This is a genomic window from Lawsonibacter sp. (assembly GCF_022777125.1).
Classification (GTDB): domain Bacteria; phylum Bacillota; class Clostridia; order Oscillospirales; family Oscillospiraceae; genus Lawsonibacter_A; species Lawsonibacter_A hominis.
On the sequence record NZ_JALFGV010000084.1, the window covers coordinates 25,136 to 31,737 of the forward strand.

General features: G+C 61.5%; 6 protein-coding genes. All 6 read left to right on the forward strand.

Annotated elements, in window-relative coordinates; genetic code table 11:
- Nucleotides 1-78: 78 nt before the first annotated feature.
- Entirely contained in the window at nucleotides 79-711 is a 633-nt protein-coding gene (locus tag MR825_RS07235; protein WP_186908719.1) for a redox-sensing transcriptional repressor Rex, read from the forward strand.
- Nucleotides 708-1,868, forward strand: coding sequence for a hypothetical protein (locus MR825_RS07240; protein ID WP_256176290.1), 1,161 nt, complete (start codon nucleotides 708-710; stop codon nucleotides 1,866-1,868). Before MR825_RS07235 ends, MR825_RS07240 begins: the two co-directional genes overlap by 4 nt.
- A gap of 170 nt (nucleotides 1,869-2,038) precedes the next feature.
- Nucleotides 2,039-2,479 carry a MarR family winged helix-turn-helix transcriptional regulator gene (locus MR825_RS07245; protein WP_256176291.1) on the forward strand — a complete coding sequence of 147 codons (441 nt, stop codon included), beginning with the start codon at nucleotides 2,039-2,041 and terminating at the stop codon, nucleotides 2,477-2,479.
- 89 nt (nucleotides 2,480-2,568) lie between these two features.
- Entirely contained in the window at nucleotides 2,569-4,308 is a 1,740-nt protein-coding gene (locus MR825_RS07250) for an ABC transporter ATP-binding protein (RefSeq protein ID WP_186908722.1), read from the forward strand.
- On the forward strand, nucleotides 4,301-6,175 hold the full coding sequence (locus MR825_RS07255; RefSeq protein ID WP_186908723.1) for an ABC transporter ATP-binding protein: 1,875 nt from the start codon (nucleotides 4,301-4,303) through the stop codon (nucleotides 6,173-6,175). Before MR825_RS07250 ends, MR825_RS07255 begins: the two co-directional genes overlap by 8 nt.
- A 115-nt stretch (nucleotides 6,176-6,290) precedes the next feature.
- Nucleotides 6,291-6,458 carry a hypothetical protein gene (locus MR825_RS07260; RefSeq protein WP_287879853.1) on the forward strand — a complete coding sequence of 56 codons (168 nt, stop codon included), beginning with the start codon at nucleotides 6,291-6,293 and terminating at the stop codon, nucleotides 6,456-6,458.
- The last annotated feature ends 144 nt before the right edge of the window (nucleotides 6,459-6,602 follow it).

Here is a 6,602-nt window from a genome sequence, read left to right on the forward strand (position 1 = left end):
GACATCGGGGCGTTTTTCAGGTAAACTGAAACACTGAGTAGAAATCTATTTCCTACGGGAACGAGTGTGATAGGCGAAATGAAAAAGCAAAAGGTATCCAGCGCGGTCATCCGGCGGCTGCCGCGCTATTACCGGCATCTGAACGATCTGCACCTGGCGGGGGTGGAGCGCATCTCCTCCAGCGCGCTGGGGAAATCCATGGGGCTGACCGCCTCCCAGATCCGGCAGGATCTGTCCTGCTTCGGAGAGTTTGGCCAGCAGGGCTATGGATATAATGTAGAGAGCCTGCGGGGCGAGGTGTCCGACATCCTGGGCATGAACCGGGGACATACCGCCGTGATCCTGGGCGCGGGCAACCTGGGCCGGGCCCTGCTGGAGAACTTCCATTTTCAGCGCTCCGGCGTTACCCTTGCCGCTGCCTTTGACGTGAGCCCTGATATCGTGGGGCGTACGCTTTCGGGCGTTCCGGTCTACCATGTGGATCAGCTGGAACCGTATTTGAAGGAGTCCCCCGCCAGCATCGGGGTGCTCACCGTGCCCCGGGGGGTGGCCAACGCCATCGCCGCGCGCCTGGTGGCGGGCGGCGTGAAGGGGATTTGGAACTTTACCAACATCGAGCTGCGGCTGGACAGCACCGGTGTGATCATCGAGGATGTCCACTTTGCCGACAGCCTGCTGTCCCTGAGCTATATGATCTCGGAGGAGCCATGAGGAGGGCCGCGGTATTCCTGCTGGCCGCCCTGATCCTGATGGGCTGCGGGGCGGTCTGCGCTTCGGGCGGAACGTCCGGCGAGACGCTGGTGTCCCAGAGCTATCTCAACGGCACCTACCTCCCGGCGGTGGCGGAGCAGGCCGGACGGCGCCTGGAGGAGAAGACGCAGAGCACTTACGATACGGTGCTGAGCGGTCTGAACGCCAAACACAGCGCGTATCTGGCCCAGGCGGGCGGAGAGACCTCGCTCCATCTTGCGTTTGCCGACCATCGGCTGAAGAAGGGCGATACCGTCACGGTATATACGGGCTCCGGCCTGCTTCTGCTGGCGGGAAGCGCCGCAGTCGCAGCCCCCTCCGGCGCAGTGGTGGATGTGACCGCCGGGCGGGCTCTGGCCGCCGGGGCGGCGCTGACGGAGGGACACCGTTATCTGGCGGGGGAGAATGCCGGCGCCGCCGTGACCATTACGTCGGATACCGCCGTGGTGGGCCTGGAAGGAGCCTATACGCGCAGCGACAGCGGCGCGCTGGATTACAACGCGCTGGCCGACGCGCTGAAGGCCATGGGCCTGTTCCAGGGAACCGGTACCGCCTATGGCTGCGGATACGACCTGGAGGTCGCGCCGACCCGGGTGGTGGGACTGGTGATGTTCCTGCGCCTGATCGGGGAGGAGGGCGCCGCGCTGGCCTGCACCCAGGGCAATCCGTTTGCGGATACGCCCGCCTGGTGCGACCGGTATGTGGCTTACGCCTACGCCAAGGGGTATACCAAAGGCGTGGGCGCCGACGCCGCCGGAGCGCTTTATTTTGCGCCCGATACCGTTCTCTCGGCGGGAGAATATATGACCTTTGTGCTTCGGGCCCTGGGCTATACCGACAGCGGAACCAATCCGGATTTTTCCTGGAGCAATGCCCTGGGCAAGAGCGTGGAGCTGGGTGTGCTCAATTCCGCCGAGCAGGCCATGCTTACCGGCGGCTCCTTCCTGCGCGCGCAGGTGGTCTATGTGTCTTATTTCGCCCTGTCCGCGGCCACGAAGGATGGCGGCGGGACTCTGCTGGACCGGCTGGTATCCGTCGGCGGCGTGGATGAGGCCGCGCTTTACACGACCATGAACAGCGTGACGGTATCGCGCCTGCAATCCGGAAGCCGGTCCTAAATCCTGGGGAATGCCTGTCCGGCCGACGTTTCCCGGGGGGCAAAGCGATGCTGGAAGAAGCCTGCCCCGCCGAACGGATGGCTCGTTCGGCGGGACATTTTTGTTTAGCTTGCTCCTTGACAACTGTTAGCAAAGCAACTAAACTAAAGACAGATCAGCGACAGGAGGCGATGGATACGAGGGAGCGAAGAGCGGTCGGCGGAGAGATCCGGGCGCTTTCCAACCTGATGCGCCGCAAGATCCTGGAGTTTGCGCCCCCGCCGGAAGACCCGGAGTTCACCGAAATGCAGGGACAGCTGCTGGACTTTCTCTCACACCATCCGGACCGTGAGATCTGTCAGAAGGACGTGGAGGAGGCCTTTTGCATCCGGCGTTCCACCGCGTCGCGGCTGCTGAAGAAACTGGAGGCCGCCGGCTTCATTACCCGCCGCTCGGTCTTCCGGGATGCACGCCTCAAGCAGGTGCTGCTCACGCCGAAGGCGCAGAAGCTGCATCAGCAGATCGAGCAGCGGCTGGACAAGATGGAGGAGCTGTTGACCGAGGGCATCAGCGACCAGGAGCTGGAACAATTCATGGCGACCGTGGAGAAACTGAAAAAGAATCTCAGTTGAGCCGCCCGCACGGCGTGGCGGCTTCTCTTTTTCTTAAACTGTTTCAAAGCTTACAGTTAGCATGCGAATTAAATCCGAGGAGGAGACCTATGAAGAAAAAACGAGGCCTGGCGTGCGGTATCCAGGAGTTCAAAAAGGACGTGATTCTGACGCCCATCTTCGTGATCGGCGAGGTGGCGTTTGATGTCCTGATCCCCATGATGATGGCAAAACTGCTGGATCTGGGCGTCAATGCCGGCAATGTCGGGAATATCTGGCGTTATGGAATCCTGCTGGTGGTCATGGCGCTGGTGGCCTTGGCGTTCGGCGCCCTGTCCGGCCGCTTTGCGGCGCGGGCGGCCACCGGGTTTTCCCGCAACCTGCGCCGGGAAATGTATCGAAACGTGCAGCAGTTTTCCTTTTCCAACATCGACAAATTTTCCACCGCCGGCATCATCACACGCCTGACCACCGACGTGACCAATGTGCAGATGGCCTTTCAGATGGTCATCCGCATCGCGGTGCGCTGCCCCATCATGCTCATCTGCGCCTGGGTCCTCACGTTTGTCATCAGCCCCAAACTGGCCCTGGTTTTTCTGGTGGTCATTCCCATCCTGGCGGTGGGTCTGCTGCTGGTCATGAAAGGGGCCCATCCGGTCTTTACCCGGGTGTTCAAGAAGTACGACCGGCTCAACAGCGTGGTGCAGGAGAATCTGCTGGGGATCCGCGTGGTCAAGTCCTTCGTCCGGGAGGAGCATGAGAAGGAAAAGTTCGGCGCAGTGTCCCGGGAGATCTATCAGGACTTCTCCAAAGCGGAGAGGATCATCGCATTCAACGCGCCGTTGATGCAGGTCTGCGTCTACGGGTGCATGCTCCTGGTCTCCTGGCTGGGCGCGAAGATGGTGGTGGGCGGTACCCTGACCACCGGCGAGCTGACCAGTATGTTCAGCTATATCATGATGATCCTCATGAGCCTGATGATGCTCTCCATGGTCCTGGTCATGATCATCATGGCGCGGGCCTCCGCGGACCGGATCACAGAGCTGCTCAATGAGCAGACCGACCTGAAAAACGGCGCGCACCCGGTGCGCGAGGTAAAGGACGGCTCTGTGGACTTTGAACACGTCAGCTTCAGCTATGCCGGGGATCCCGGCAAGGAGTGCCTGAAGGAGGTGGAGCTGCACATCGCCTCCGGCGAGACAGTGGGCATCCTGGGCGGGACCGGCACCTCCAAGACCACGCTGGTGCAGCTCATCCCCCGTCTGTACGACGCCACCGAAGGGAGCGTCAAGGTGGGCGGCGTGGATGTGCGGGACTACGACATGGAGTCCCTGCGGGAGCAGGTGGCCATGGTGCTCCAGAAGAACGAGCTGTTCTCCGGCACCATCAGGGAAAACCTGCACTGGGGCAATGAGCATGCCTCCGACGAGGAGCTGGCGCGGGTGTGCCGGCTGGCTCAGGCCGATTCCTTTATCCGGGAGTTCCCGGATGGATACGATACCTATATCGAGCAGGGCGGCTCCAATGTCTCCGGCGGGCAGAAGCAGCGGCTGTGCATCGCACGGGCCCTTCTGAAGAAGCCGAAGATCCTGATCCTGGACGATTCCACCTCCGCCGTGGACACCAAGACCGACGCCATGATCCGCCGGGCCTTCCGGGAGGAGATCCCGGATACCACCAAATTCATCATCGCCCAGCGCATCTCCTCCATCGAGGACGCCGACAAGATCCTGGTGATGGACGGCGGGAAAATCTCCGCCATGGGCACCCATGAGCAGCTGCTGGAATCCTGCGGCATCTACCGCGAGATCTATGAGTCCCAGACGAAGGGAGGAGAGGACCATGAATAAGAACGCCGCAAAGAAGGGCGGCACCGCAAAGCGGCTGCTCTCCTATGTGCTCAAAGGCTACAAATTCCGCTTTTTTCTGGTGCTGGTATGCATTTTGGTCAGTGCGGCGGCCTCGGTGTCCGCATCTCTGTTTCTGGGGAGCCTCATCGACGATTATATCGCGCCCCTTCTGCTGACCGACCAGCCGGTGTTCAGCGGATTGCTGCACACCCTGATCCTCATGGGCTGTCTCTATCTGGCGGGCGCGCTGTGTACGCTGGCCTATAACCGTATTATGGTCACCATCTCCCAGGGCGTGCAGAAGGAGATCCGCGACGAGCTGTTCGTGCATATGCAGACCCTTCCCATCCGGTATTTTGATACCCATGCCCATGGAGATGTGATGAGCGTCTACACCAACGACGTGGACACCCTGCGCCAGATGTTTTCGCAGAGCATCCCCCAGATGTTTGCTTCGCTGGTCACGATCGTGGTGGTGTTCCTGGCCATGCTGGTCACCAACCCGCTGCTCACCGCGGTGGTCGTCCTCTGCGTGTGCGGTATGCTGCTGGTCACCCGCTCTATCGCGGGGCGCAGCGGCAAGTATTTCATGCGCCAGCAGGAGAAGCTGGGCGACCTGAACGGCTATATCGAAGAGATGGTGAACGGCCAGAAGGTGGTCAAGGTCTTCTGCCATGAGCAGAAGGCCCAGGAGGGCTTTGACCGGGTCAACGACGCTTTGTTCGAAAGCGCCGACATGGCCAACAAATACGCCAATATCCTCATGCCCATCATGGTCAATATCGGCAACATCCAGTATGTGATCGTGGCCATGGCGGGCGGGCTGATGGCGCTGGGCGGCGTAGGCGGCGGCGTCACGCTGGGCGTCATCGCGTCCTTCCTCCAGCTGTCCAAAAGCTTTTCCCAGCCCATCAGCCAGATCTCCCAGCAGCTCAACTCGGTCGTCATGGCCCTTGCGGGCGCGGGGCGGATCTTCGCGCTGATGGATGAGGAGAGCGAGCGGGACGAGGGCACGGTCACCCTGGTGAACGCGGCCTACGATCAGGCGGGGGAGCTGGGTGAGAGCGGCCAGCGCACGAATCTGTGGGCCTGGAAGGTTCCGCAGAAGGAGGGGGGCTTTGCCTATACTAGGCTCACCGGCGACGTGCGCTTTTTTGATGTGGACTTCGAGTACGAGGCCGGCAAGCCCATCCTCCACGATATCTCCCTTTTTGCAAAGCCCGGCCAGAAGCTGGCCTTCGTGGGGGCCACCGGCGCGGGGAAGACCACCATCACCAACCTCATCAACCGCTTTTACGATATCGCCGACGGCAAGATCCGTTACGACGGCATCAATATCAACAAGATCCGGAAAAGCGATCTGCGCCGGAGCCTGGGCATCGTGCTCCAGGAGACCAACCTGTTTACCGGAACGGTGCGGGAGAATATCCGCTACGGCAATCTGCAGGCCACCGACGAGGAGGTGGAGGCCGCCGCCCAGCTGGCGGGCGCGGACGATTTCATCCGCCGCCTGCCCCAGGGATACGACACGCTGCTGACCGGAAACGGGGCCAATCTGTCCCAGGGCCAGCGGCAGCTGCTGGCCATTGCCCGCTGCGCCGTGGCCGACCCGCCGGTGATGATCCTGGACGAGGCCACCTCCTCCATCGATACCCGTACCGAGTCCATCGTTCAGCAGGGGATGGACTCTCTGATGTGCGGGCGCACAGTCTTCGTTATCGCCCACCGCCTGTCCACGGTGCGCAACTCCGACGCCATTATGGTGCTGGACCACGGCCGTATCGTGGAGCGGGGCGGCCATGACGATCTGATTGCCCAGCATGGGCTTTACTACCAGCTCTATACCGGCGCATTCGAATTGGAATAAGCGTTTGCACCCCCTGGTACCGGATGCATAGAATGAAGTGAGACCGGGCCGGAAGACGCGGCGCACCGCCGCCCCGCGCCCAGGTTTCTACTTTGAAACCAGGAGGTACTCAATCATGGGGTGCAATAACGGTTGTGGCTGGGGCGGCGGCAGCTGCCTGTGGATCATCATCATCCTGATCGTTCTGTGCTGCTGCGGCGGCGGCGGCTGGGGCGGCAACTGGGGCGGCTGTGGCTGCAACAACAACTGTGGCTGCGGCTGCAACAACAACTGCGGCTGCTGAACAGACATACGATCGCCAGACAGGACTCAGGGCGGGGGAGCAAAGCTCCCCCGCCCTGTGGCTGTCAAAAACCCTCCTGGAGAAGAGCCTGGCAGAGTTGAGTCGTCCGCAGACGACGGAAGGAAAGGAAGCTCCGTCATTTCC